Here is a 22,854-nt window from a genome sequence, read left to right on the forward strand (position 1 = left end):
CACCTGAATACTCAGTGCGCGGTCAGCTTCACGATGATCGGAATGATCGCGATCATCAGCACCACCGGCAGGATGCAGACCGTCACCGGGACCGACATCTTGGCCGGCAGGGCATGCGCCTTCTCCTCGGCCAGCGACATGCGCTTGTGCCGCATTTCGTCGGAAAAGACGCGCAGCGAGCCCGACAGGCTGGTGCCGAGCTCCTTGGATTGCTGCAGCAGCGTCGCGAAGGAGCGAACCTCGTCGAGGCTGAGGCGGTCGGCAAGCGCCTTCAGCGCATCGTCGAGGCTGCGCCCGGCCCGCAACTCAAGCGACACCAGGATCAGGTTCTGGCTGAGCGACGGATAGGTCCTGGCAAGCTCCCTGGAGACCCGCTCGATGCCGGCCTCCATGCTCATGCCGGCATCTGAGCAGACAATCATCAAATCCATGAAATCGGGAAAGCCGTTGCGGTATTCGCGCATCTTTTCCCGAATCTTCTGCGTCAGCACCAGGCCAGGCAGGAAATAGCCGCCGGCTGCCGACAGGATGATGAAGGTCCAGCGGCTGGTCATGGTCGACTCCGCACTTGCCGCCCAGTGGTTGACCAGGAATGCGCCGAGCGCCGCGCCGACCAGCGCGGCGAAACGGATCAGGAAGAACATGCCGACGGCACGCGGTTCCATGTAGCCGCCCTGGATGAGCTTCAGGCGCAGCCGCGCGACATTTTCCGGATCGCTCTTGGCATAGAACTCCTGCGCCCGTTTCACCGCCTTCTCGCGCACGGCGTTGGTGCTCTTCTTGGGCGCGGGCTCCACCTGCTCGGCCGGCTGCAATGTCTCCACCTTCAGCCGGCGCTTGACCTCGCCGCGATCACCCTTGGCGAGTACCAGCGGCCAGGCGACGGCGCCCCCGCCCAGCACAAGGAGCAGCATGGCGACCGGTACCATCGAGGTCGGCGCGAGCGAGGCGAGGAAGCGGATGACGTCTTCCATCTCAGAACCTGAAATTCGACATCTTGAACATGATGGCGTTGCCGAGCAGCAGCCAGATGATGGAGCCGCCCATCATGTACCAGGTCTTCGGCACGTCCCAGACATCCTGGTAGAATTGCGGCATCAGCACCATGATGGCGGTGAACAGAAGCACCGGCACCGCGGTCAGGATGTAGGCCGACATGCGCCCTTCCGTCGAAATGGCGCGCACCTTGCGGCGCAACTTGCCGCGGTCGCGGATCGTCGCCGACAGGCCGTCGAGGATCTCGCGCAGATTGCCGCCCGAACTGCTCTGGATCGACACCGCCGTGACGAACAGCGGCAGGTCCTCATGCCCCACCCGGTCGAAAAGATTGTTCAACGCCGAGACCAGGTCGGAGCCAAAGGTCACCTCGTCGGCCACGACGCCGAACTCGGTGCCGATCGGATCGGCCATTTCGCGCGACACCATGGCAATTGCCACCGGCACCGGATGGCCTGCCTTCAGGCCGCGCGTGATCAATTCAAGCGCCTCGGGCAGCTGCATCCCGAAACGCTTGTGCCGGCGCTTGCGCATCCAGCGCAATGCCATGACCGGCAGCACCGGCAACAGCAGGAGAAGCAGGATAAGGCCGAACAGGAGCGGCAAGCCCTTCCAGATCGCCACAAGCGCCAGGGCGAGAGCGATCCCCGATGTGATCGTCAGGAATTTCGGCAGCGGCGTGCTTATGCCGGACTGCGTGCGAAGGGCGCGGAAGCGGTCGAGGGAAAAGATGGAGGCGCCGCCGTCGATCCCGCGTTCCTTGCGCAGTTGGATCAGCACCTGCTCCTGGCTGATCTTGTTCTCCGCGAGCTTCATGCGGCGGTTGATGGCCGTGCGCTTGTCGCTGCGCCCGGCATAGAGCAGATAAAGGCCCTCGGCGATCATGATGCCTGTGAGCGCCGCCGCGGCGTAGATGACGTAGACCGGGCTGAATCCCTCGAACACCGGCCTAGTCCTGCGGCCGGCCGGGTTCGAAATACTTGCCCGGGAATTCGATGCCCATGTTGCGCAGATCCTCGAGGAAGCGCGGGCGGATACCGGTCGCTTCGAAGTGTCCGAGGATCTTTCCGTCCGCCTCCATGCCGGTGCGCACGAAGCGGAAGATCTCCTGCATCTGGATGACGTCGCCTTCCATGCCGGTCACTTCGGCGACGCTGGTCACCTTGCGTTTGCCGTCGGAAAGGCGCGTCAGCTGGACGATGATGTCGATGGCGCTGGAAATCTGGCTGCGGATCGACTGCACGGTCATCGGCATGCCGGTCATTCCGAGCATCTGTTCCAGACGCGAGATGGCATCGCGCGGTGTGTTGGCATGGATGGTGGCCATCGAGCCTTCATGACCGGTGTTCATGGCCTGCAGCATGTCGAAGGCTTCCTCGCCGCGACATTCGCCGAGGATGACGCGGTCGGGGCGCATGCGCAGCGCATTCTTGACCAGGTCGCGCTGCTTCAATTCGCCGTGGCCCTCGATGTTGGCCGGACGCGTCTCCATGCGCGCGACATGCGGCTGCTGCAATTGCAGCTCGGCCGCGTCCTCGATGGTGATCAGGCGCTCGTCTTCCGGAATGAAGGCCGACAAAGCGTTGAGCATCGTCGTCTTGCCCGTGCCGGTGCCGCCGGAGATGATCGTGGTCTTGCGGGCATGCACCGCCGCCGCCAGCACTTCGGCCATGTTCTGGGTGATGGCGCCGAATTCGACGAGCTTGTGCAGGCCGAGCTTGTTCTTGGAGAACTTGCGGATCGACACCAGCGGGCCGTCGACGCCGACGGGGCGGATCGCCGCGTTGAAGCGCGAGCCGTCGAGCATTCGGGCGTCGACCATGGGCTGCGATTCATCGACGCGGCGGCCGACCGCGGCGACGATTTTATTAATAATTCTAAGCAGATGCGCCTCATCCTTGAACGGGATGTGGACCTGCTGCAGCTTGCCGCGCTTTTCGACGAAGCAGTTCTGGTGGCCATTGATCAGGATATCGTTGATCTCGGGGTCCTTGAGCAGCGGCTCCAGCGGGCCGAGGCCGACCATCTCGTCGACGATGTCGTCGACCAGGGCGTCGAGCTCGGCATTGTTGATCGCCATGCGCTCCTGGCGCGTCTTTTCCGAGACGAAATCATGCACCTGCCGGCGCATTTCATCCCGTGGAAGCCGCTCCAGCGCCACGAGGTTGATCTCCTCGAGCAGCATGCGATGGATGCGCACGCGTGCGTCCAGCACCTTGTTGGCACTCTTAGCGGGGGCTGCCTCAGGCCTGGGCGGCGCCGGTTTGCGGGTCGTCGGGATGATCACTGCATTGTGCGTGACCGGCGCGGGTTCGGGCGCCCGCTGCGGGCGGACGTCGCGGCTCTGCAGATTGGAGAAGCGGCTGGTCATCCTGCCTTCCTCTTCAGCAAGCCCTTGCCCAGGCCGAACAGCGACCTCGACTTGGCCATCGTCTGGACCGCCTCCTCCGGCAGAATGATCTTCTTCAGGTCGTTGACGACATTGGCGTTGGGGTCGATGGCGTGCAGTGGCACGCCGCGGTCGACCGCCTCGCGCACCAGCCGGTAATTGTTGGAGATGCCGCCGACGAAATGGTCGCCGAGTATCTCCTGAACGTCGGCCTGCTTGATGCCGTTGTCGAACATCTTCTGCTCGAAGCGATTGACGATGACGTTGGGCTTCACTTCCTTGCCGGCGGTCTCGTAGACGGCCTGGATGAGACGCTGCGTATGGCGCAGGCAGGGCACCGTCATCTCGGCGACGATATAGAGCTTGTTCGAGCCGAGCAGCACCGTCTCGGTCCAGGGGAACCAGGTGCGCGGCATGTCGATGACGACATTGTCGAAGTAGGCCGCCACGAGATCGAGCATGCGCACCACGACATCGGTCTTAAATGAGCGCATGTCCGAGGGTCGCGTCGGCGCGGCAAGCACGCACAGCCCGCTCGCATGCTTGGACAGCATCACGTCAAGCAGTTGCCGGTCGAGGCGCTCCGGCTGGTTCTCGATTTCGGTGATGTCGAAGCGCGGTTCGAGGTCGAGATATTCGGCGCAGGCGCCCTGCTGGAAATTGAGGTCGACGACGCAGGTCGAGGCGCCCCGCATCACCGAATGGTGCAGCTGGAAGGCCGTCTGCAAGGCGAGCGTGGTTGTGCCGACGCCGCCGGCTGCCGGCATGAACGTATAGATATGCGATTCGGTATTCTCTTCCCGCCCCGGTCCTTGCAGCGCACGGATGACGGAACGCACGAGGTCGGCCGTGGTGATCGGCTTGACCAGGAAATCGGCGACCTTGAGCTGCACCAGGATGCGCACCGCCGCCGCGTTGAATTCCTGGGTGACGACGACCACCGGAACGCTGCCTTCCAGCCGCCGCATGACGCGCTGCAGCGACTCGATTTCCTCGAGCTTGGCTGCATCCATGTCGACGATGACCGTGCCGAAGTCCGCCTCGAGGATCTCGCCGCGCAGTTCGTTGACGCTCTTTTCCAGCGTCAAGAGCTCGATGACCTCGGAGGCCGCAAAAGCCGTCCGCGTGTCCTGCAAGAACGTCCTGTCCGTCGAAACGAGCAGGATCTTCTTGGTCTTGCTACCAGATGCCATCCTCGCCAGCCCATCAATTCGATGTTGTTGATGATGTCGTCGGTGACGACACGGAGCCGGCCTTCGCACCGACGGCAGCGCTCTCGGAACCCGGACGCTGGGCCGGCACCAGAAGCCTTGTGTTCTGGACGCCGTACTTCCAGGGATCGACCATCTGCATGGCGGTGTTGGACGCCTGCGCGTTGCCGGCCGCCAAGGTCACCCCTTCGGCGCGTACATAGTCGTCGCTGGTGCAACCGCCGGCGAAACCGGCGAGCAGCAGAGCGATGCAAACGGGGATGCGCATGGCCTTAATCCTTTGGCAGATCGAGGAAATGGCCGGACGTGGCGGCAGCCACCGGACGGGCGGCGCTGCCGTCTGCCAGCGCCACCGGACGCTTTGACGCCGAGGCGTTCACTTCCTCGGTGTTGTTCAGGAAATAGTCGGCGGGACTTGCCGGCTGGGTGCCGTCGGTCGGCTCGACCATCTTCTTCGAGGGATCGACCGGCTTGACCAGGTAGGGCGTGACGATGATCACCAGATCGGTCTCGCGCCGCTGATAGGACTTCGAGGAAAACAGCGGGCCGAGCACCGGCAGCTTGCCGATCCCCGGCACCCGCGATGTCGTGATGTCGTTCTGCGATTGCAGGAGGCCGGCGATCATGAAGCTCTGGCCGTTCTTGAGGTCGACCGATGTCCTGGCACGGCGCACGATGAAGGCCGGGATGGAAATGCCGCTGCTGACCTGGATGGAAGCAGACGGATCGATCGAGGACACTTCCGGCGCGATGTCGAGGCTTACCAGCCCGTCCTTCAGCACCGTCGGCGTGAAATCGAGGCCGACGCCGTACTTCTTGTAGGTGACGCTGATCTTGCCATTGTCTTCGGAAACCGGGATCGGGAACTCGCCGCCGGCAAGGAAGCTCGCCGTCTGGCCCGAACGCGCAATCAGGTTCGGTTCCGCCAGCCGCCGCGCCAGGCCGCGTTCCTCCAGTGCCTTGATGGCGATGTCGATCGAAACGCCGTTCGACAGCAGGCTCCCGATGATCTCGCCTGTTCCGGCACCCGTCAGGTTTCCCCCATCCGGGTTCAACACGACTTTGCGGTTTCCGATACCATAGGCGAAATTGGCGGCGTATTTGGCGCCGAGGTCCTGGCCGGCCTGGCGGTTGATTTCGACGAAACGGACGTTGAGCTGAACCTGCTGCGAGGACGAGATGTTGACCGAATTGATGACTTCCTCATTGCCGGAGAAGCGCGACGCAATCTTGCTGGCCTTGTCGGCGGCGACCGCATCGTCCGCCTCGCCCGACAGCACGACGCGCCCGTTCGCCGAGCCGACCTTGATCTTGGCGTCGGGCACGCTGGCGCGGATGGTGCTGGCCAGCTGGTCGGTATCCAGCGTCACCTCGATGTCGATGGTGCCGACAAGCTGCTTGTTCTGGTCGAACAGGGCGATGCCGGTGGTGCCCAGGTTGTTGCCCAGTACATAGAAGGACTTGTCGGTCAGCGGGTTGACGTTGGCGATCTCCGGATCGCCGATGACGATCTGGTAGAAGGCGGCGCTCGTCATGATCGTCTTCGGCTTGCCCTTGGCGACCTTGATCGAGGCGTTCTTGTTCGCCGAGACATAGACGACGTCATTGCCAGCCCTTGCCGGCGCGGCGACGGCAAGCATTGCCGCCGCCAGCGCGATCGCGCCGAGAAGACGCCATCCCCCGGTCGTCCGAAATGCATCAAACCCGAACATCTTGCCCCGTCCCGCCGGTCCCCACCGGCTATTGCTGCAGTTCCTGCGGCGGTTGCCGCGAAGGAACCTTGTATTCCTCGACCTTGTCGCCGCGCGTCACGATCACCGTCTTGAATTTCGGCTCGTCCTGGTCCTTCGTCACCGCATTGACGAGCGAGGCGGCGCTCGCCTGCGCATTTGCGGCAACCGAGCCGCCGAAGGACGAGATGGTCGTAAGCCCGCCATTGCTGGCAGTTGCGTCGGCGGCCGACCGCAGCGACAACGACAGCGTGCCGACGGTGCGGGCAAGCGCCACTTTCTGCGCCCCTTCGTTGGTCACCTCGATGGTCACCGAATTGGCGACTTGCGGCTCGGTCTTGCGTTCGTCGGCGCCCTGTCCGACCGAAAGCACCTTGACGTCGGCAACGACGACCTCGGACGTGACGGTCGAGCCGGCGGCCCCTTGAGCATTCTTGGACACTTCCTGGATATCCCCAGCATCGCGCGTCAGCACGACATCGACGCGGTCTCCCGGCGTGATGAAGCCACCGACACCGGCGATCTCGTCGGTGCGGACGGTGACGGCCCGCATTCCCGGCGACAGCATGTTGGAAAGGGTAGCGCGGCCGTTCGGCCCCGACAGCTTGGTGAGCAGCACCGGTTCGTTGACCTCGATCGGCGACAGCACGACCCGGCCGCCGTCCGCGAGCAGCTTGTCGATGGTCGGGAAAGCGCCTTGCGGCAGGGAATCCTGCGGCCACGGGATCTCGGCGAGCTGCGGCCGTGCGAGCTCCATGCCGTAACGCAGCGGCGCTTGCGCCACCACGATGGTCTTGAACTCGACCTTGGGCTGCTGCGGCGCCGTGACGGAGACGACCTTGATCTCGGCCTGGGCCTTTGCCTGGCTCTTGACCCAGAAATCCGCCGCAAAGATCGAGATCGCGCCGAAAACGGCGGCGATGCCGATCATGGTTATGGCCCTGCCCCTCACAACGAAACCCCTGACGCCCGTGGTCTTTTGTTAGTTGGGTCTCACGCTAGGCGTTAATGTTAAAGAATCAGGAATCCCACGACCCGCCGATCGCCCTATTTCGGCCGGCTTGGTTATCGAATGGTTTTGGAATAAGAGACAGTTTGATCCCTGAACGGAACAGGAACTCGTTCGCCCGCCAAAAGCGTGGCAGTATCGAGGAATGATTCGCATTACCGGACGCTAGGCCCAGCATGGACGACAGCAACGACCTCTTCGGCAAGATGGAAAAGCCGGCACAGCCGGTGCGCGCGCCCTCGCGGCCCGCCGATCCGCTGGTGCAGGCCGCGAAGCGTTCGACCGCCACACGCGACGGCAGCGAGGGCTACAGCGCCGCCGATATCGAGGTGCTGGAAGGGCTCGAGCCGGTACGGCGCCGTCCGGGCATGTATATCGGCGGCACCGACGACAAGGCGATGCATCACCTGTTCGCCGAGGTCATCGACAATTCGATGGACGAAGCGGTGGCCGGCCACGCCACCTTCATCGACGTCGAGCTTTCCGCCGACGGCTTCCTGACCGTCACCGACAACGGCCGCGGCATCCCCGTCGATCCGCATCCGAAATTCAAGAAGCCGGCGCTCGAAGTCATCATGACGACGCTGCATTCGGGCGGCAAGTTCGACTCCAAGGTCTACGAGACCTCCGGCGGCTTGCACGGCGTCGGCGTCTCGGTCGTCAATGCGCTGTCCGACCACCTCGAGGTCGAGGTCGCGCGGGGTCGTCAACTTTACCGCCAAAGATTCTCCCGCGGCGTCCCGGTCAGCGGTCTCGAGCATCTCGGCGAGGTCCACAACCGCCGCGGCACGAAGACTCGTTTCCATCCCGACGAGCAGATTTTCGGCAAGGGCGCCGCCTTCGAACCGGCGCGCCTTTACCGCATGACGCGCTCGAAGGCCTATCTGTTCGGGGGCGTCGAGATCCGCTGGACCTGCGATCCGTCGCTGATCAAGGACAAGGACCAGACGCCGGCCAAGGCCGAGTTCCATTTCCCCGGCGGCCTCAAGGACTATCTCAAGGCGACGCTCGGCGACGAATTCCAGGTCACGCGCGAGGTCTTCGCCGGGAAGAGCGACAAGCAGGGCGGCCACGGTTCGCTCGAATGGGCCGTCACCTGGTTCGGCGGCGACGGTTTCCTCAACTCCTATTGCAACACCATTCCGACCCCCGAAGGCGGCACGCACGAGGCCGGCTTCCGCAACGTGCTGACGCGCGGACTGCGCGCCTATGCCGACCTCATCGGCAACAAGCGCGCTTCGATCATCACCACCGACGACGTGATGATCTCGGCCGCCGGCATGCTGTCGGTGTTCATCCGCGAGCCGGAATTCGTCGGCCAGACCAAGGACAGGCTGGCGACGATCGAGGCGATGCGCATCGTCGAAAACGCCCTTCGCGACCCGTTCGACCACTGGCTGGCAGACAATCCGCAGGAAGCCTCTAAGCTCCTCGACTGGGTCATCGCGCGCGCCGACGAGCGCGTGCGGCGTCGCCAGGAGAAGGAAGTCTCGCGCAAGAGCGCCGTGCGCAAGCTGCGCCTTCCGGGCAAGCTTGCCGACTGCACGCAGAACGCCGCCGCCGGCGCCGAGATCTTCATCGTCGAGGGCGACTCGGCCGGCGGCTCGGCCAAGCAGGCGCGCGACCGCGCCAGCCAGGCAGTGCTGCCGCTGCGCGGCAAGATCCTTAACGTCGCTTCCGCCGGCAACGACAAGCTTGCCGCCAACCAGCAGATTTCCGACCTGATCCAGGCGCTCGGCTGCGGCACGCGTTCGAAATATCGCGACGAGGATCTGCGCTACGACCGCGTGATCATCATGACCGACGCCGACGTCGACGGCGCGCACATCGCCTCGTTGCTGATCACCTTCTTCTATCAGGAGATGCCGAACCTGATCCGCGGCGGCCATCTCTACATGGCCGTGCCGCCGCTCTATTCGATCCGGCAAGGCGGCAAGGTCGGCTACGCCCGCGACGACGCGCACAAGGACGAACTGCTGCGCACCGAATTCACCGGGCGCGGCAAGGTCGAGATCGGCCGCTTCAAGGGCCTGGGCGAGATGATGGCCGCGCAGCTCAAGGAGACCACGATGGATCCGAGGAAGCGCACGCTTTTGAGGGTCGACGTGATCGACGCCGAGCAGGCCACCAAGGATGCCGTCGACGCGCTGATGGGCACCAAGCCCGAGGCGCGTTTCCGCTTCATCCAGGAGCGCGCCGAATTCGCCGAGGCGGACGTGCTGGATATCTGATCGCCTGCCGGTCCATAACAGTCTCCGGCACGGAGAACCGGTGTGACCTGGACGCGGTTGAAAGAGCTTGTCGAGACGCCCTTAAGCGGTCTGACGCAGCCGACCCGTTCGGACTGGATTTTTGCCCTGCGCACGGTTTCGGCCGGACTGGTCGCGCTGCTTGTCGCCTATGCATTGAAGCTCGATCATCCGCAATGGGCGATGATGACAGTGTTCATCGTCGCCCAGCCGGTCGCCGGCATGGTGCTGGCAAAGGGCTTCTACCGGCTGCTCGGCACGCTGGCCGGCGGTCTGGCGGCCGTCGGCATCACATCGCTGTTCGGCGCCAATCCCTGGCTGTTGGTGAGCGTGCTGGCGCTCTGGATTGGCGTCTGCACGCTGGTCTCTTCGCTGTTGCGCAACCCGGAAGCCTATGGCGCCGCGCTTGCCGGCTACACGGCGATGATCATCAGCCTGCCGGCCCTCGGACAACCGCATATTGTCGTCGACCTCGCCGTCGCGCGCTGCGCGGAGATCGTGCTCGGCATCGTCTGCGCCGGCGTCACCAGCCGGCTGATCCTGCCAAAGCTCGCGGCCGACGCTATCATTTCCAGGTTGAAGCGCAGCATCCTCGACCTCGCCGAATATGCCGGCGGCGCCTTCTCCGGCGGCGACCCGGCAAGCCTCGCCGCGCTCCAGCGCAAGCTGATCGCCGATGCCCAGACGCTCGCCGAGATGCGCACCTATGCGCGGCTGGAGGCGCCGAGCTTCGCCACCCGCGCCCACCCGGTGCGGCGCACGATCGGCCAGCTTCTGTGGGCGCTTTCGGCGGCGCGCGCACTGCACAGCCACCGCAGGCCGAAGAACGCGGCGCTCATTCCCATGCGCAGCGAATTAAAAGCCTTCGTCGGCGAACTGGCGGCGACGCCCGGCGCGCTCGACGATACCGGGCCCTGGGTGGCACGGCTCGATGCGATCGCCAGCAAGGCCAGGGAGATGCCCGAACTGCCCAACGATACGAGCTCCCACGATACCGGCGAAGACAAGGTCGGCACAATCACCCGCCTGACCATCGCCGGCGATTTCGCCGAGGCGCTGAAGCAGGTGATGCGCGGGCTGGAGGCGCTGCGCTCGCCCGTCTCCCGCAAATCGGGCGAGCGAGGCCAGCCGGCGCTGGTCGTCCACCGCGACTACCAGGCCGCATGGCGCAACGCCGTGCGCGCCGCGCTGGCGACGTTGCTCGTGGCGGTCTTCTGGCTGACGACCAAATGGTCGGAAGCGGCCGGAATCGTCATCCTCGTCGCCGTCGTCTCCAGCCTGTTCGCATCGCGCCCCGATCCCGTGCAGTCCGCCTGGGGTTTTTTTTCCGGCACGCTGATCGCGCTGCCTTTTGCCTTCCTGGTCGGCCAGGTCGCGCTTCCGGCGCTGCCGGGCTTCGGCTGGTTCACGCTCTTCGTCGTGCCGATCCTGGTACCCGCGGCGCTCGGCATGGCCAATCCGCGCCATGTCGGCGTCGCCACCGCCTTCGCCATCAACTTCCTCGCCTTCCTCAGCCCGCATCAGCAGATGATCTACGATCCCGGGCCGTTCTTCGCCGGCTCGGCCTCGATCCTGGTCGGCATCCTGATTGCCATCGGCGTCTTCATTGTCGTGCTGCCCGCCGATCCCTGGGCCACCATGGCGCGCATCTCGCAGGCGATGCGCGAGGACCTGGCCCGGCTTTGCCTGCATGAGCGCATTCCCCGCCGTTCGGCCTTCGAAAGCCTCGCCTACGACCGGATCAACCAGCTGATGCCGCAGGTGCAGCGGACGGGCCGCAAGGGCGATCCCATTCTCGGCGGAAGCATCGCGGCCGTCACCGTCGGGCTGGAGGTGCTGCGGCTGCGCCAGGCGCAACTGAACTCCGCCGTCCCGCACGAAACAGTCGAGTCCATCGGCAATTTCCTGCGCGGCCTGGCGCGCGAATTGCTGTTTCGGCAACCGGGCGAGCCGCAGACCGCGACCGTCGCGGTGGCGAGGCAATATGCGGCCAGCATCGCCCAACGCACCGATCGGCTCGAAATGCTGCAGATCGCCGCCTCGCTGCGCATCATCGCCGCGGCGATGGAGGATTATCCGGATTTCTTCGCGAAGGGTCGCGCTTGAACAGCTCGGGGCATGCCTGGTTTGGGCCCTTTCCGAGAATAGGTCCTTGCTGGACTGGGCGACACCTTTTAGGTTGGACACATGGCGCTCAAACGGATGGACAACGTCGGAATCGTCGTCGATGACCTCGACAGGACGGTCGATTTCTTTCGCGAGCTCGGCCTTGAACTCGAAGGGCGTGCCGCGATCGAAGGAGAGTGGGCCGGGCGTGTCACTGGGCTCGGCGACCAGCATGTCGAGATCGCCATGATGCGCACGCCGGACGGCCACAGCCGGCTCGAGCTGTCCCGCTTTCTCAGGCCGCCTGTCATCGCGGATCACCGCAATGCCCCGGTGAACGCATTGGGCTATCTCCGGATCATGTTCGCCGTGGACGACATCGACGACACGCTGGAGAGGCTCCGCAAGCGCGGCGCTGAGCTCGTCGGCGAAGTCGTCCGGTATAAGGACGCGTATCGGCTTTGCTACATCCGTGGGCCTGAAGGGCTTCTCATCGGACTCGCCCAGGAACTCAGCTGAGACCTGATTGTGATCCGCTCAGGCCGCGGCGATGGCCAGCGCATGTCCGCGGGCGTTTTCGCGCAACGCGTCTAGGTGGATCGACTTCACCAACCCGGCAAGATCGCCCTCGGCCGATTGGCCGCCGAGTTCCTTCAGCATCAACCAGCTCACTTCCTGCACGCCGGCGACACGCCGGCCATTGGCGACCTCGCGCCAGACTTTCAGCGCCCTCAGGATGATGCCATGCGTGGCCGGTGCAAGCCCGGCGCTGCGGAACAGCGCCTGCAGCGCAACGTCGTGCCCGCCGGCGAGAAGTGCCGTCACCCGCTGTTCGGACTGTTGGGCTAAAGCCACCAGCGTCGAGCCGAAGAAGTCCACCTTGCCATGCGCGATGGTGCGGATGATGAAACCGGCGGTGAGGTCGCCGCGCAGCCGCAGATGCTCGATCAGCGCCGCATGCTCCTCCATGCGCGTTCCCTCGATCAGCGTCACCGAGGCTTTCACGCAGGCGTCGCGCATGACGCGATCCGCGCGCGCCGCCCCCATCATCGCCAGCACCAGCGGCGAACCTTTCAAGGTCTCGCCGAGCTTGACCAGCAGCATGTGCCGGCAGTCGGCCGGCAGGCGCCGATCGGCAATCAGCGCCTCGCGCACCAGCGGCAGGTGGCCGTGCCGCTCGGCCATGCGGCGGAAGCTCAGCGAAGCGATCTCGGCGCCGCTGTTGCCGATCAGCGCGGCGCAGGCTTCCGGTTCGCCGATCTCGGCGATCGCCGCCGCCAGCGACATCGAGACGACCGGGCGGTTGGCGATCAGCTTCTGCGTCGCCTTCTGGCTGCAGGCGACGCGCTCGACCAGATCGGCATCGGTAAGCAGCGGCGAACGCGCGAGCACCAGCGCCGCCACTTCCGGCTGGTCGGCGGCCAAGGCGCTGATCACCTGCGGCGGCGCGTGATGGCTCATCGACAGCGCCTCGGCAAGCGCTAGGCGCACCTTGGACGAAGCGTCGTCCAGAAGCAGCGTCAGCGCCGCCTCGGCGGCACAGCGATCCTCGAACGGCAGATCGGAGTTGATATAGGCGCGCGCCAACGCGCTCGCGGCGGCGGCGCGCTCGGAAACCCTTGCTGTATCAATCCATTTTAGAAAATGCGAAACAACCATACCGACCAGCTGCGCCCTTGCCGGAAAGGTCCCGGCCCCGTTGTGAACGGTAGGCTGCAAATGGTTTACGAACGGTTCACCATATTTCTTAACCGGCTTGATGGGGCCGCAGCCAACGCCTATCAAGCAACGACATTGGAGGAAATCGAACCATGGCCGGGCTTTATCTGGAAGAGTTTGTCGTCGGCCATGTCTTCCACCACACGCTGCGCAAGACCGTGACCGAGAGCGACAACATGCTGTTTTCGGCGATGACGCTCAACCCCCAGCCTTTGCACATCGATTTCGACTTCGCGGCGAAAACCGAGTGGGGCAAGCCATTGGTGAATTCGCTGTTCACGCTTGGCCTGATGATCGGCATTTCGGTGAATGACATCACCGTCGGCACCACGGTCGCCAATCTCGGCATGAAGGAAACGGTGTTCCCGCATCCCGTCTTTCACGGCGACACCATCCGGGTCGAGACGACGGTTGTGTCCGTGCGCGACTCCAAGTCGAAACCCGATCGCGGCATCGTCGAATTCGAGCATCGCGCCTACAATCAGAACGACATTCTTGTCGCCAAATGCACCAGGCAGGCGATGATGCTGAGGAAGGCGGCCTGATGCGCTCGCTGCTGTTCGTGCCCGGCGATTCCGAGCGCAAGCTGGAAAAGGGGTTCGAGGCCGGCGCCGACGTGATCATCGTCGATCTCGAGGATTCCGTTGCCGCCGCAAACAAGGGGGCGGCGCGCGCGACCGCGGCCGAGTTCATCTCGAGTCAAAGACACCGGACGGGTTCGGCCATCTATGTGCGGGTCAACGATCTTTCCACCGGCCTGACAGACGCCGATCTCGCAGCGCTCGTCCTGGCGAAGCCCGACGGCATCATGCTGCCGAAGTCGAACAGCGGGCAGGACGTCCAGCAACTGGCGGCAAAGCTGCGAGTGCACGAGGCCGAGAACGGGCTGCCGGACGGCGCCATAAGAATCCTGCCGATCATCACCGAGACTGCGGCGGGGGTGCTGGCGGCGGCAAGCTATGCCGGCGCAAGCGCGCGGCTTGCCGGCCTGACCTGGGGTGCGGAGGATTTGTCGGCGGCTCTCGGCGCGCGCACGACCCGCGACGAGAGCGGCCGCTACACCGACGTGTTTCGCCTGGCGCGGACCGTGACCATTCTGGCGGCCGGCGCAGCCGAAGTCGCCGCCATCGACACCGTCTTTCCCGATTTCCGCGATATGGCCGCCCTTGGGAAGGAATGCCGCGAGGCCGAGCGGGACGGCTTCACCGGCAAGATGGCGATCCATCCGGCACAGGTGCCGGTCATCAATGCCGCCTTCACGCCGTCCGCCGAAGCGGTCGCGCGATCGCGGGCGATCGTCGATGCCTTCGCGGCGGCGGGAAATCCGGGCGTCGTCGGCATCGACGGCAAGATGTACGACCGGCCGCATCTGCGGCTGGCCGAGCATTTACTGGCTCGCGCCCGAGCGGCGGGCAGCCTTGCCTGAGGTTACCAGACCATCGGGATCAGCTTGTAGCGCACGCGCGCGGCATAATCGTCATAGCCCTGCAGGCCGGTTCGCAACGTCTTTTCCTCGATGAAGGTGCGGATGCCGAGCAGGACGATGAAGACAAGCACCGACGCCAGTCCCCACCAGGAACCAAGCAGCAGCGCCGTGCCGGCGAAATAAAGTATGGCGCCGGCATACATCGGATGGCGGACATAACTGTAGGGGCCTGTCGTGATCACCTTCTGTCCACGCTCGTCCTGGATCTTTACGACAGGCGCCGCGAAGCTGTTTTCCAGCATCGTGAGATAGCAGATCCAAATACCGACGAGCAGGACCAGCACGCCGACCACCTGCCCCCAGACGGGAACTGGCGACCAGCCGAAACGGATGTCGAGCCCCATCAGAGCCAGCCAGGCGAAGATGCCGAGCAGCAATATGCTCAGCAATATCTTGTCGGCGGCCGTCTGGGTCTTCTGGATGGGAGGGCGGAGACGCTCATTCATCAGGCCTGAATCGCGCCGGGCGAGCGCTACGCCCATGGTAAGGCTCAGTGCGACCATCACGACTATGTACACCCACGCTCCGGTCCAGCGCAGCGTGCCTGCCGACATAAACAGCAATACGCCCATGATGCCGAACCATACGAATGTCTGGAAAACCAATCTCGAGATCATGACCAACCTTCCGTGACGTCCCCCGCCGCTATTGGCCGCCCGCCGCGCCGTTCCTCCGAAAACCACAAATAATCCTAACCGGCCCAGGGACCGGCGTAATCGCCATAGAGCTTTGCCGGATCGGGTCGCGGCCGCTCCGGCGCCGGCCCCTGATAGGAGCCGATATGGACGAAGCCGATGACACGCTCCTGCGGCGACAGCCCGAGGATCGCCCTGCCCTCGGCCACATCGGAATACCAGTTGCTGATCATGTTGGTGCCATAGCCCAGCGCGTTCGCCGCGATCATCAGGTTCATCGCCGCCATGCCGCCCGACAGGAACATCTCCCATTGCGGGATCTTCGGGTTCTCCTTCGGCACCGACACGACGCCGATCACCAGCGGCGCGCGCGAGAAACGCGCCAGTTCCTGGTTGCGCCGGCCTTCCGGCAGCGGTCCCTCGCGCTGCTCGGCAAGTGCCGCCAGCTTCTTGCCGATCTCGATGCGCGCCTCGCCGCGATAAAGGATGAACCGCCAGGGCTCGAGCCGGCCGTGGTCGGGGACGCGCGAGGCCGCCGCTATCATCGTAGCGATCTCGGCATCGCTCGGCGCCGGTTCCTTGAGGTCGGGGATCGGCGCGGAATTGCGGGTGAGCAGGTAGTCGATGATCGGCGACGCCATGGGCGCAAGTCTCCTGAAGACATTCGATTTTGAGCTGAAGCACGCCATCGGGAGATCGGGCGGCTCGGGCAGTGGCGTTTTGCGCCGGATAAGAAGCCGCCGCGCAAGGCGGCGCGCTTCTAGAGCATGATGCCGAAAAGTGTGAAGCGGTTTTCGGACGACATCATGCTCTACTTCTTTGACTTAGAGCCGGATTCAGATTTCAGGTCAATTCGACCTGAAATCATCCGGCTCTAGGCCTTGAAATTGCCACCGCCTTGGGCTTCAAAGCAAGGCATGTTTGAGGGGACCCTGCGCGTTTTCGTGATCGCACTCGTCGCTGCGTTGTTCGCGGTGCCGATTTCCTTCGCGCTGGCCCAGAACGCCAACGATGTCGGCGACATCAAGCTTCCAGGCATTTCGAGCTACGCAACGCCGAAGGCCGGGACGCCGCTGGTGCTCGGCAACGGCGGCGCCATCACGCTGTCGGCGCAGTTGACCGACAAGGGCGCCGACATCACTCGCGGCATCGTCTGGCGGGTCTTCAGGCCGCAGCCCGCCAGTGACGGCAAGCTGCCGATGGTGGCGTCCGCGCATGGCGGCACAGCCGTGTTCCAGCTCGACCCCGGCAGCTATCTGGTGCACGCCTCCTACGGACGCGCCGGCGCCACCAAGCGCATCACCGTCGGCAAGGAGGCAAGGCGCGAAAGCCTTGTGCTCGATGCCGGCGGCCTGAAGCTTGACGCGGTGACATCGGGCGGCGCCCCCATCCCGTCGAAGAAACTGCGCTTCTCGATCTATGAAGGCCAGGCCGCGGCCAATGGCGACCGGGCGCTGATCGCTCCCGACGTCGCGCCGAACACCGTGGTGCGGCTGAACGCCGGCACCTACCATGTCGTCTCCACCTATGGCGCGGTCAACGCCGTGATCCGCTCCGACATCCGCGTCGAGGCCGGCAAGCTGATGGAGGCGACCGTCGAGCACCGCGCCGCCGAAATGACGATGAAGCTGGTGCGCGAGCCCGGCGGCGAGGCCATCGCCGATACCTCCTGGTCGCTGCTCAACGAGAGCGGCGATCCGATCAAGGAAGCGGTCGGCGCCTTCGCCTCGATGGTGCTGGCCGAAGGCCAATACACCATCATCGCCAAGAACCGCGACCGTATCTACCAGAAGGATTTCACGGTCGTTGCCGGCCAGAACCAGGAAATCGAGGTCGTGGCCAACGAATCTTCCGCCATCGACCCCGAGGAAGGCGCGGACTGATCGGGTTGATCAGGCCGCTTTGCGCATCCGCTTCGGCAGAAACGGCACGCGCCCGCGCTGCGCGGAAGGCGTCGCCAGGTCGAAGACCGCGCGATAGAGGCGATCGAGCAGCGCCTTGCGGTCGCGCAGCGGCTCAAGGTCGCTCCATCTCAGCACGTCGCCGATGCGCACCTCGATCGCCTTGCCCGACAGTCGCGCGAATTCGCGGATAAGCAAGGAGGTGCGCAGCGTCAGCGACGCCTTGCCGATGAACTTCGCCACGCGGTTGTCGCGCTCGGCCATGTTCATCGGGCCGCTAACGAGATGGAACAGGCGGCCGTTCTGGCCGGAGAAATGCATCGGAATGACCGAGGCCTTGGCGTCCTGGACGAGTTTGGCCGGGAACATCTTCCACGGCAGGTCGATGGCGCGGCCGAAACCCTTCGGCGCCGTGGCGACGCCGCCGGCCGGGAACACGACGATGGTGACGCCTTCCTTCAACAGCCGCACCGCTTCATGGCGCACCGCCATGTTGTTCTTCAGCGCTTCCTTGGTCTCCGAAAAATCGATCGGCAGCGAATAGGGCTCCATCTCGCGGATCCTGAGCAGATCCTTGTGGATCATGACCCGGAACGGCCGGCCCAGCTGCTCGACCAGCGACAGCACCGCAATGCCGTCGCCGATACCGAAGGGATGGTTTGCGATGATGACCAGCGGCGTGTCCGGCAGCGCTGGCGGCGGCCATTGCACGGCATTGCGGACCTTGACGTCGATCAATTCCAGCATGCGGCTGAATACACGGTCGCCGGTCGGCACAACCTGGCGGCGCCAGAAATCGTAGAGCACGGCGAAGCGGTCGCGCCCCGACAGGCCCTCGACCGAATGGATGAACCAGCGCGTCAGCACCGGTTGATGCGGGTTGGCGTAGGAAAGCTCGGGAAACCGTCTTTCCCGCAGTTTCAACTTGAGCATGGCGGCTCGTTACAAGGTTGGCGTGACAGGCATATGAAAATGGCGGTGGACACGCCACCGCCGTTCAAGGAAGTGCTGGTAAGTCAGGCTGCGCGACGCTTGCGGTCGGGCGAGACCGCCTCATCGGAAAGCTGCTTCACCGCATCGTCGAGCTTCAGCGATTCCTGGTCGCGGGAGCCAAGCCGGCGGACATTGACGGTTTCCTCTTCCGCCTCGCGCCTGCCGCAGACGAGGATGACCGGCACCTTGGCGAGCGAATGCTCGCGCACCTTGTAGTTGATCTTCTCGTTGCGCAGGTCGGCTTCGGCGAGCAGCCCCGCGGCCTTCAGCCGCTCGACCACATTCAAGGCGTACTCGTCCGCATCCGAGGTGATCGTCGCCACCACCACCTGCAGCGGCGCGAACCACAGCGGGAAATGGCCGGAATAGTTCTCGATCAGGATGCCGAGGAAGCGCTCCATCGAGCCGCAGACGGCGCGATGCACCATCACCGGCTGCTTCTTCTCCGAATCCGAGCCGATATAGAAGGCACCGAAGCGCTCCGGCAGGTTGAAGTCCACCTGGGTAGTGCCGCATTGCCATTCGCGGCCAATGGCGTCCTTCAGCACATATTCGAACTTCGGGCCGTAGAAAGCGCCCTCACCCGGATTGATCGAGGTCTTGATGCGGTTGCCGGAGCGCGTGCGGATCGTCTCCAGCACATTGCTCATGATCGCCTCGGCATGGTCCCAGGCCTCGTCGGTGCCGACGCGCTTGTCCGGCCGCGTCGACAGCTTCACGCTGACCTCCTCGAAGCCGAAATCGGCATAGGTCGACAGGATCAGGTCGTTGATGCGCAGGCATTCGGCCGCGAGCTGCTCCTCGGTGCAGAAGATATGCGCATCGTCCTGCGTGAAGCCGCGCACGCGCATCAGCCCGTGCAGCGCGCCCGACGGCTCGTAGCGATGCACATTGCCGAACTCCGCAAGCTTTACGGGCAGTTCGCGGTATGACTTCAACCCATGCTTGAAGATCTGCACATGGCCGGGACAGTTCATCGGCTTCAGCGCGAAGACGCGGTCGTCGTCGGTGTCGTCGCCGGCAACCGTGACCTTGAACATCGCATCGCGATACCAGCCCCAGTGTCCCGACGTCTCCCACAGGCTCTTGTCCAGCACCTGCGGCGCGTTGACTTCCTGATAGCCGTGCTCGTCGAGGCGGCGGCGCATGTAGTTGATCAGGTTCTGCACCATCTTCCAGCCCTTGGCGTGCCAGAAGACGACGCCCGGTCCCTCTTCCTGGAAATGGAACAGATCCATCTCGCGGCCGAGCTTGCGGTGGTCGCGCTTCTCGGCCTCTTCCAGCAGGGTCTGGTAGGCATCGAGTTGCGCCTGGTCGGCAAAGGCTGTGCCGTAGATGCGCGTCAGCATCGGATTGTTCGAGTCACCGCGCCAATAGGCGCCCGCCACCTTCATGAGCTTGAAGGCATTGCCGATCTGCCCGGTCGAAGCCATGTGCGGGCCGCGGCACAGGTCGAACCAGTCGCCCTGAGCGTAGATCTTGAGGTCCTGGTCCTCCGGAATGGCGTCGATCAGTTCAAGCTTGTAGCGCTCGCCCTTCTCGGCGAAGACCTTCTTCGCCTTCTCGCGCGACCACACTTCCTTGGTGAACGGCTTGTTGCGCGCGATGATCTCGCGCATCTTCTTTTCGATCACCGGAAAATCGTCAGGCGTGAACGGCTCGTTCCTGGCAAAGTCGTAATAGAACCCGTTCTCGATGACCGGCCCGATCGTCACCTGCGTTCCCGGCCACAGCTCCTGCACGGCCTCTGCCAGCACATGCGCGGCATCATGGCGGATAAGCTCCAGCGCGCGCGGATCCTCGCGGGTGATGATCTCGACCTTGCCGGACGTGCCGAGCGGATCGGAAAGATCGCGAACGATGCCCTCGAGGCTATAGGCGACAGCCTTCTTGGCCAGAGACTTGGAGATCGATTCGGCAAGACCGGCGCCGGTCAGCGCCGCGTCGTAGTCGCGGACCGAACCATCGGGAAATGTCAGGGAAACGGAATTCGGCATCAGGATTCTCCTATCCAGTCCCGCAAACGAGCGCGGGTGGTGAAATGCATGTCGCAGGATGCGTTGCGGCTTGCAGAGGGTTAGCCGGAGGCGTCCGGCGCGGCGGGTTTTAGAGGCAGTGTCGCGCAAGGTAAAGAGCGGCCCGTCAGGAAATGTCGCCAGCGATGTCGCAGGCCCGTCACGAAGGCTTGCGAACAGCTCGCGACGCAGCTTGTATGTAGGCATGGAAGACGCATCCCCCAGCCGAACCGCCCTCCGCGTCGCTCGCTTGCGGGCCTTGCATCAGTTTTCGCCGCAGGCTCCGCTGTTTCGCGATCCCTATGCCAGCGCAATCCTGGGCGAAGCCGCGCCCGCCATGCAGGAGCTGGAGCAGGAAGATGAGCATAGCCGTCGCATGCGCCTGTTTGTGGCGGCGCGTGCCCGCCTCGCCGAGGATTGGTTGGCGGCGGCAGTGCGGCGCCGCGTTCGCCAGCTGGTCGTGCTCGGCGCCGGTCTCGACACGTTTTCGCTGCGCAATCCCTATCCGGACCTCACCGTGTTCGAGGTCGATCATCCCGCGACACAAGCTTGGAAACGGCGGCGCATCGCCGAGGCCGGACTTACCGAACCGTCGGGCGTCAGCTTCGTGCCGGTCAATTTCGAACGCCAGCGCCTGGCGGAGGAACTGGCCGCGGCGGGCCTGAAAACGGCCGAGCCGGGCTTCTTCATGTGGCTTGGTGTCGTGCCTTATCTCACGCGCGATGCGATTTTCGCCACGCTGTCCTATATCGCCGGCATCCCGGGATCCGAGGTCGTGTTCGACTACAGCGAACCGGCCGAGGACCGCGACACGGCGGGCCAAGCAACGCTGGCCTTTTATGCGGCGCGCGTCGCGGCCGTCGGTGAGCCCTGGATCAGTTTCTTCGTTCCCGATGAATTGGCGAAGTCGCTCGCCGATTTCGGCTTTGACGAAATCGAGGATCTCGGGAGCAGCGATATCGCTGCCCGTTTCGCCAAGTCTCCCAGCGCCCCAAGCAATTCCGGCGCGCACATCCTGCGCGCTCGCCGCAGCGCCTGAGCCCGATCATTTCACCAGTTTTGGCAAATCCTTCAGGAACGCCGCCCGCGTTGCGAGGCCTTTCGGCTCTCCGGTACGCTTGGCATCGACGACCAGTCTTGCAAAGACGATGCGACGGCCGTTCTTCTCGGCCCAGCCGACGAACCAGCCGAGCGAGCGCTTGCCGTCCTGGCCGAGCCTGGTGCTGCCCGTCTTGCCCTGCACCGTCCAGTCCCCTGCCGCGAAGGTCGGCAGGATCGCCTTGGTCATCTCATGCGCCTTCGCCGACACCGGCATCTTGCCGGCGAGCAGCTGGCGCAGGAACGCCGTCTGCTCGGACGGCGATATCTCGAGCGAGGAATTGATCCAGGATTGCGTCAGCCCGTTGTCCTTGCCGGCATCGCCCGAGACGTCCTTGTTGCCATAGTCGAATTTCGACACGTAGCCGGCGAACTTCTCGGCACCGAGACGCCGCGTGATCTCGCGCGAGTACCAGACGATCGAATCGCGCTCCCAGATCGTCGGATCGACGGTCTTCTGGTCGCGCTTCGCCGCCTTGAACTCGGGCTTGTAGTCCCAGCTCGGCGTGTGCTGATCGCTCAGGATGCCGGCATCGTAGCCGATCAGCGCCAGGGGCACCTTGAAGGTAGAAGCCGGACTGACGCGCTGGTCGCAGACGCCGTCCTGGTAAAGCGTTGCGCCGCTTTGCTGGTCCTGGATCAGCGTGCAGTGAATGTCGCCGAGCGGCGCCGATTGCGCCCGCACCGGCAAGCCCAGCATCCAGGCCAGCAGGAAAAGGACGATGGCGAAAATGAAGGGGTAGCGGTCCATCTGGCGCATGGCGAAGTCACTCCGGTATGAGATTACGGGAGCGGCTTAGCGAGACGACTTGTCTCGATTTTGTCTCAAATTCGCAGTGTTCGTGCAGCTTCGCGTTAACCCTACCGGTTCGTTAAAATCCGCGTCGCGCGGGACGGCGAAGCAATCAGCTTTCGGGCTCGCTGCGCCCTTTGCCGATCCGCCAGTAGCGCCAAGGCATGAACCAGACATAGCGCTGGGCAAGCGTCTCCGGCACGCGGTCGATGCCGTGCGTCCCAAACGGCCAGCAGCGAAGGACCCGGAACAACCCCATCCAGCCGCCGGCCCACAGGCCATGGCGGGCAATCGCCTCATGGGCATATTCGGAACAGGTCGGCAGGTGCCGGCAGCTGTTGCCGACGAAGCCGGATAGCGTCAGCTGATAGAGGCGCACGAGCGAGGTGCCCAGGATGCGCCCGGGCGTCTTGCGCCAAGGTCCCGGCCAATTGCGTCCGCTCTGGATTGGCCGGCCGCCATGCATATGTCCGGGATGGTCGCCCACCCACGTCTCCGCGGTTGTTTTGCTACGCGATAGATGT

Annotated in this window: 21 protein-coding genes; 7 read left to right on the forward strand and 14 right to left on the reverse strand. The window is 64.2% G+C overall.

Going from position 1 to position 22,854, the window contains the following annotated elements; genetic code table 11:
- Positions 1-11 precede the first annotated feature (11 nt).
- The 7 genes from FJ425_RS09315 to cpaB all read right to left on the reverse strand — a co-directional run bounded on the left by FJ425_RS09315 (position 12) and on the right by cpaB (position 7,257).
- Complete coding sequence (locus FJ425_RS09315) at positions 12-974, reverse strand: type II secretion system F family protein (RefSeq protein WP_140627359.1); 963 nt, start codon at positions 972-974, stop codon at positions 12-14.
- A 1-nt stretch (position 975) separates the two neighbouring features.
- On the reverse strand, positions 976-1,941 hold the full coding sequence (locus FJ425_RS09320; protein ID WP_140722893.1) for a type II secretion system F family protein: 966 nt from the start codon (positions 1,939-1,941) through the stop codon (positions 976-978).
- 4 nt (positions 1,942-1,945) lie between these two features.
- Entirely contained in the window at positions 1,946-3,367 is a 1,422-nt protein-coding gene (locus tag FJ425_RS09325) for a CpaF family protein (protein WP_140542188.1), read from the reverse strand.
- Positions 3,364-4,578 (reverse strand): response regulator/pilus assembly protein, encoded by a 1,215-nt coding sequence (locus tag FJ425_RS09330; protein ID WP_140722895.1) that lies wholly within the window; start codon positions 4,576-4,578, stop codon positions 3,364-3,366. Before FJ425_RS09330 ends, FJ425_RS09325 begins: the two co-directional genes overlap by 4 nt.
- 13 nt (positions 4,579-4,591) lie before the next feature.
- The gene (locus FJ425_RS09335) at positions 4,592-4,864 is read right to left on the reverse strand and encodes a hypothetical protein (RefSeq protein WP_140690575.1); all 273 of its coding nucleotides are present in this window, start codon (positions 4,862-4,864) and stop codon (positions 4,592-4,594) included.
- 4 nt (positions 4,865-4,868) lie between these two features.
- A complete protein-coding gene (locus FJ425_RS09340; protein WP_246677910.1) occupies positions 4,869-6,236 on the reverse strand; it encodes a type II and III secretion system protein family protein in 1,368 nt (455 codons plus the stop codon).
- A gap of 100 nt (positions 6,237-6,336) precedes the next feature.
- Positions 6,337-7,257: a Flp pilus assembly protein CpaB gene (gene cpaB / locus FJ425_RS09345; RefSeq protein ID WP_140542184.1), complete on the reverse strand. Its 921-nt coding sequence runs from the start codon at positions 7,255-7,257 to the stop codon at positions 6,337-6,339.
- 254 nt (positions 7,258-7,511) lie between these two features.
- Between cpaB and parE the strand changes: the two genes are divergently transcribed.
- The 3 genes from parE (at position 7,512) to FJ425_RS09360 (ending at position 12,209) form a co-directional block, all read left to right on the forward strand.
- Positions 7,512-9,566, forward strand: a complete 2,055-nt coding sequence (gene parE / locus FJ425_RS09350; RefSeq protein WP_140627352.1) for a DNA topoisomerase IV subunit B — start codon at positions 7,512-7,514, stop codon at positions 9,564-9,566.
- 42 nt (positions 9,567-9,608) lie between these two features.
- Positions 9,609-11,690 (forward strand): FUSC family protein, encoded by a 2,082-nt coding sequence (locus tag FJ425_RS09355; protein ID WP_140722901.1) that lies wholly within the window; start codon positions 9,609-9,611, stop codon positions 11,688-11,690.
- 81 nt (positions 11,691-11,771) lie between these two features.
- A complete protein-coding gene (locus tag FJ425_RS09360) occupies positions 11,772-12,209 on the forward strand; it encodes a VOC family protein (RefSeq protein WP_140542181.1) in 438 nt (145 codons plus the stop codon).
- An 18-nt stretch (positions 12,210-12,227) separates the two neighbouring features.
- On the opposite strand, the gene FJ425_RS09365 is transcribed toward FJ425_RS09360, so the two are convergent.
- The gene (locus tag FJ425_RS09365; RefSeq protein WP_140722904.1) at positions 12,228-13,349 is read right to left on the reverse strand and encodes a DUF2336 domain-containing protein; all 1,122 of its coding nucleotides are present in this window, start codon (positions 13,347-13,349) and stop codon (positions 12,228-12,230) included.
- 152 nt (positions 13,350-13,501) lie between these two features.
- Here FJ425_RS09365 and FJ425_RS09370 point away from each other — a divergent pair, with 152 nt between their 5' ends.
- A complete protein-coding gene (locus FJ425_RS09370) occupies positions 13,502-13,954 on the forward strand; it encodes a MaoC family dehydratase (RefSeq protein WP_140722907.1) in 453 nt (150 codons plus the stop codon).
- Positions 13,954-14,835 (forward strand): CoA ester lyase, encoded by an 882-nt coding sequence (locus FJ425_RS09375; RefSeq protein ID WP_140722910.1) that lies wholly within the window; start codon positions 13,954-13,956, stop codon positions 14,833-14,835. The genes FJ425_RS09370 and FJ425_RS09375 overlap by 1 nt, the downstream gene beginning before the upstream one ends.
- A 2-nt stretch (positions 14,836-14,837) precedes the next feature.
- Here the strand turns inward: FJ425_RS09375 and FJ425_RS09380 are convergent, their stop codons facing one another.
- Together FJ425_RS09380 and FJ425_RS09385 are read right to left on the reverse strand one after the other, a co-directional pair.
- Entirely contained in the window at positions 14,838-15,512 is a 675-nt protein-coding gene (locus FJ425_RS09380; protein WP_140722913.1) for an isoprenylcysteine carboxylmethyltransferase family protein, read from the reverse strand.
- Positions 15,513-15,586: 74 nt separating this feature from the next.
- Complete coding sequence (locus tag FJ425_RS09385; protein WP_140722916.1) at positions 15,587-16,171, reverse strand: nitroreductase; 585 nt, start codon at positions 16,169-16,171, stop codon at positions 15,587-15,589.
- A gap of 276 nt (positions 16,172-16,447) precedes the next feature.
- Between FJ425_RS09385 and FJ425_RS09390 the strand changes: the two genes are divergently transcribed.
- Complete coding sequence (locus FJ425_RS09390; RefSeq protein ID WP_140722919.1) at positions 16,448-17,413, forward strand: hypothetical protein; 966 nt, start codon at positions 16,448-16,450, stop codon at positions 17,411-17,413.
- Positions 17,414-17,422: 9 nt separating this feature from the next.
- On the opposite strand, the gene FJ425_RS09395 is transcribed toward FJ425_RS09390, so the two are convergent.
- Together FJ425_RS09395 and thrS are read right to left on the reverse strand one after the other, a co-directional pair.
- On the reverse strand, positions 17,423-18,364 hold the full coding sequence (locus FJ425_RS09395; protein ID WP_140542174.1) for a GNAT family N-acetyltransferase: 942 nt from the start codon (positions 18,362-18,364) through the stop codon (positions 17,423-17,425).
- 83 nt (positions 18,365-18,447) lie between these two features.
- Positions 18,448-20,421, reverse strand: coding sequence for a threonine--tRNA ligase (gene thrS, locus FJ425_RS09400; RefSeq protein WP_140722922.1), 1,974 nt, complete (start codon positions 20,419-20,421; stop codon positions 18,448-18,450).
- A 58-nt stretch (positions 20,422-20,479) separates the two neighbouring features.
- On the opposite strand from thrS, the gene FJ425_RS09405 reads away from it, so the two are divergent.
- The gene (locus tag FJ425_RS09405) at positions 20,480-21,478 is read left to right on the forward strand and encodes an SAM-dependent methyltransferase (protein WP_348643154.1); all 999 of its coding nucleotides are present in this window, start codon (positions 20,480-20,482) and stop codon (positions 21,476-21,478) included.
- 6 nt (positions 21,479-21,484) lie between these two features.
- On the opposite strand, the gene blaOXA is transcribed toward FJ425_RS09405, so the two are convergent.
- Both blaOXA and yidD read right to left on the reverse strand, forming a co-directional pair.
- Entirely contained in the window at positions 21,485-22,297 is an 813-nt protein-coding gene (blaOXA, locus tag FJ425_RS09410) for a class D beta-lactamase (RefSeq protein WP_140722925.1), read from the reverse strand.
- A 145-nt stretch (positions 22,298-22,442) separates the two neighbouring features.
- Positions 22,443-22,796 (reverse strand): membrane protein insertion efficiency factor YidD, encoded by a 354-nt coding sequence (gene yidD / locus FJ425_RS09415; protein ID WP_140723081.1) that lies wholly within the window; start codon positions 22,794-22,796, stop codon positions 22,443-22,445.
- Positions 22,797-22,854: the final 58 nt, after the last annotated feature.

The sequence above is a fragment of the Mesorhizobium sp. B2-7-2 genome, from assembly GCF_006440775.1.
Classification (GTDB): Bacteria; Pseudomonadota; Alphaproteobacteria; order Rhizobiales; family Rhizobiaceae; genus Mesorhizobium.